This is a genomic window from Prevotella sp. P4-51 (genome assembly GCF_002251455.1).
In the GTDB taxonomy this organism is placed as follows: Bacteria; Bacteroidota; Bacteroidia; order Bacteroidales; family Bacteroidaceae; genus Prevotella.
In genome coordinates this window covers 1-3967 of the sequence record NZ_NPJM01000048.1, presented here as the reverse complement: position 1 = coordinate 3967, position 3967 = coordinate 1, and the positions used below count along the sequence as shown (strand labels likewise).

Here is a 3967-nt window from a genome sequence, read left to right as displayed (position 1 = left end):
TTACAGATTTAAAAAGCAAAGAAAATGAAGAAATTAGTTTTGATGTTCGTAGCTATCGCTGCTATCTCTTTCGCATCTTGTGGTAACAAAACTGCTGAGCCCGTTGCTAACGCAGACTCTGACACTGCAGTAGTTGACTCAGTTGTTGCTGATACAGCAGTTGCTGATAGTGTAGTTGCTGAGTAATTAGCACGAACTAAAGGAAATGGCCGCTTGGAACATTGTTCTAAGCGGTTTTTTTGTTCATTATCCTATTTTTCTACTATCTTATCTACCATTACTACCAGTTTATCAACTATAAAACCGCCGAAATGAACAAGCCACCCTCTTTTATATATGCTTGGGTAACACAAAAAATACTGATTGTATGTTCGTTGCTCTTTTTAGCTGGATGCGAAAAAGCAAATATCCCCAATAATGGAGAGGACTCTCCTGGAACAGAAATCCAAAATGGCCGAAAGGTCAAAGTCAATATCACAACAATTGATGATTTGACTGACCTGAAGCAAGTTTGCACACGCATCAGCTATTGTGTTTTCAGTAATAATGGTAAACTATATTCCATAAGGCACCAAGGTATCACCGACAAAGACTTTGGCTCCCCTACGCTTACTATAGAAGATGGACAATATCATTTAGTGATTATTGCACATAATGGACTGGGCAATATCAGCGTTGAGTCAGAAGAAAAAATCAAGTTCAAAGACAACAAAATTACAGACACATTTGCCTATTCTACCAACATTGATGTAGAATCAGATAAGACTATTTCTGTTGAACTTGAACGTATTGTGGCCAACATACGTGTTACCATACCCGATCCCATGCCCAAAGAGGTGAAGCAGATGGAATTCTATTACACGGGTGGAAGCTCAACCTATAGCAGTTTATCCGGATATGGGTCAGTCAACTCTCGACAGACGGAATACCGCAATGTAACCGATGATATGATTGGCAAAAATTCAGAATTTAATATATACACATTCCCACGAGACGAGAATGGAGAGGTAAAACTAACCATTAAAGCTCTGGATAAAGACAAATCAACCGTCAAAAGCATCCAATACGAAGACGTACCTATTTCCAAAAACACGTGCATAATAATAAACTCCACACTGTTCAAAGGAGATAATACTGGAGGGGGAAACGACGATAACATAAACGTTAAACCAGATATCCATATCCCCATCAATAGTAGCAATATAACTGATATAACAAACTGCTACTAACACACCAATATCATCGCTTTAGACTATAAGTTACTGATTAAAGTTCATATACATTAATGATAGGGCTGGATTCCGCGCTTGGGATTCAGCCCTATCTTTTGTCCTTGTCCGTTCGAAAGCAACTGAAATCCTGTAAAAAGAAGCCGCATTCATCATCTTTCTAATGGTACTTAGAACTACGTTTCCGATTGTTTCGAAAAAAGGCAATACAGTGCCAAAATTCTAAACTAACAAGGTTTACCAAGAGGTTGGTCCCTTTTGTCTAACCGCTACTTAAGCCATAACACATCGCAAAGGACCGACCTCAATAATAACGGTTATATAACACTACATAGAACATATCTTTCGATGGCATACACTGTCATTCTCCAGAAACGCGTATTTCCTGAATTCAAATCGTGAATTATGAAAATACATACCAGCAACCATTATTTCAGCCTTCAAAAAGAGTAATTCACGCTACCATCCGTGTTCGAAATGACTTACTATCATTAGTATCCCTTTAAAATATTCAAAAACACAGCAGTTTTCTTGTAACAAGAGAATTTCATATATATCTTATGCTGCCATTCCAATTTTGCAGCTCTATAGTCAATCGCACCTATTGACTGAAAGAACATATAGTAAAATCCCTAGTAGCGAAGTAGTTGACGAGAGAAATGAACAACTTGAATTTGCAGAAATCTATCATAATACCAGGCCTTATTGAAACATTGCAAAATTACACCCAAAAGCCCACGAAAGCAAGTTGGTTATACATATAAAGCCAACATGTCTATAATTGCCTAAAAAACGCAAAGCAATGGGTAAAAAACGCCCGACCAAATGAACGATATAGTGCACTTTATTCATCCAAAGAACAGTGTCTGAAACCAGAAGCGCTCATTCTTCTACCAGCCAACTCTACGGAGGCAGAGGTTGTCCCTTGGTTTTTAGGAGATAAGTCAAACGTCAACTCTTCATTCTATATTATTGCTGTCCGCTAAAACTCTAAAGAGCACAAATCCCTCGCCCGAAGTCCTTCAGAAATGGGACTTCGGGATTGTTTTTCAAAAAGTAAGCCCCTCTCTAATCAAAGGCTTGGTTCAGGGGGTGTTTCCTGAGCCTCCTGAACCATTTTTGCCCAGTCTTTTTCTGGTTCCTCAAGGAAAGTATAGCAGTTCACATAATACATGAGCATGATTCTTACCATTGATGCCTATCCAGAAAAGCTCCAAGAGCGTTTGATGCGCTTTTTTATGACCATCAGAAGGAGATTGGCTATTAGGGTGACCCAAATCTGTATCTTGATGGCGTTGGCGCTCTCCCCATAGAAGTATTTAAGCGGGAAATTTTGTTTCAACTGCTTTAACAGCAACTCTATTTCCCATCTTTGGCGGTATATGTCGATGATGTCTTCCACCTCCATGGTCATGTCGTTGGTGAGCAACGATATGACTTTCGCCTTTTTCTTCGCAGGATCGACATAGGTGACAATACGGGCCTTGTGTTTGATATTCTCTCCGCCCTTTATATGTTTCCTGAACTCCACGACCTGGACTCTACACTCCATGAGGCCACACGGCAACATGTACATTGTGTCTGAAAGAGTATCATATACAAGATTCTTCTTCATCTTTGTCACGTATGTGACGCCACGATTGGTCAGTTCCTCAAACCTGGCATAGTCTATGTAGGCACTGTCCATGACAATGATATCTCCATCGTTATAATTCGAGGGCATCAGCATAAAGCTGTCATTGGTTGCGGCTGATGTGAACTTGATGTCAGACGGAACGAACTCGTTAGCGTAGATATTGGTGTGCACTTTTATGCCACCCTTCTTTTTCCCGGTCTTGGGATGCCTGCCTACGCCTTTGAAAATGAGGTTGGAAAAAAGGCTTATAGTCGTGGAGTCGATAATCTGCAGGCGGTTGAACCATGCGGGCATCCGCCGTTTTCGGCTGTCCGAGGAAAGTTCGTCCTTGTATCGGGCGTACAGGCTGCGGTACGTGGCCTCAAACACGGCCTCAGGCCTGCGGGCGTTGGCATCAGACAAAGTGCTGCGCCTTGGCATCGTCCTTATGCCCAAATGGGCGAGCTTGCGCGCTTCAGGAAACATAGAATCAGTAATCTCGCGCAATGTGTCGAATTTTCTGATGACAGCGTAAAGCATTATGGCCATATGCTGGTAGGCATCAAAGCGCTTTACGTAGCGTTCACCATTATGCTCGCGGCTGAATTTGAGAATTTCTTCCTTGTTGAGCAAATTTATTAGCTGACCATACATCGGCTGTCCGCTAAAATGTGTACCTTTGTTCATAGTTACTTGAATTGAAATTTACAACAAGAAACAAAGGTAACTAAAAGGGCTGAATTCCAAGCGAGGAATCCAGCCCTAATTTTTATATGCTCAAAAAAAGTTTTAGCGGACAGCAATAGTTTCGAATGGTTACGCTTGTTTCGAATGGTTACGCTTGTTTCGAATGGTTACGCTTGTTTCGGATGATTACCAATAATCATCTTCTTCATTGCCCAAAATATGGCACATGTACCAACGAAAAAAGCCTCAGTCACTGTCGTGACCAAGGCTCTTCGTGAAAAAGGGCGGCTACCTACTCTCCCGCATTGCATTGCAGTACCATCGGCGCAAGTGGGCTTAACTTCTCTGTTCGGAATGGGAAGAGGTGGGACCCCACCGCAATAACCGCCTGATTGATATCGTTCCTGACTCTACTGCCATCATACGCGGCACGCAT

At 41.6% G+C, this 3967-nt stretch carries 2 protein-coding genes, 1 rRNA gene and 1 pseudogene; 2 read left to right on the top strand and 2 right to left on the bottom strand.

The genetic code is table 11. The features are described 5' to 3' along the window. Positions 1 to 24 precede the first annotated feature (24 nt). Positions 25 to 186, top strand: a complete 162-nt coding sequence (locus tag CIK94_RS14560; protein ID WP_173823503.1) for a hypothetical protein — start codon at positions 25 to 27, stop codon at positions 184 to 186. A gap of 125 nt (positions 187 to 311) precedes the next feature. After that, on the top strand, positions 312 to 1229 hold the full coding sequence (locus CIK94_RS06205) for a FimB/Mfa2 family fimbrial subunit (RefSeq protein ID WP_022311524.1): 918 nt from the start codon (positions 312 to 314) through the stop codon (positions 1227 to 1229). Positions 1230 to 2301: 1072 nt separating this feature from the next. Here CIK94_RS06205 and CIK94_RS06200 read toward each other — a convergent pair. Continuing rightward, positions 2302 to 3531: pseudogene (locus tag CIK94_RS06200) on the bottom strand (IS4 family transposase). Between the two features lie 279 nt (positions 3532 to 3810). After that, positions 3811 to 3923 (bottom strand): 5S ribosomal RNA (gene rrf, locus CIK94_RS06195). Positions 3924 to 3967: the final 44 nt, after the last annotated feature.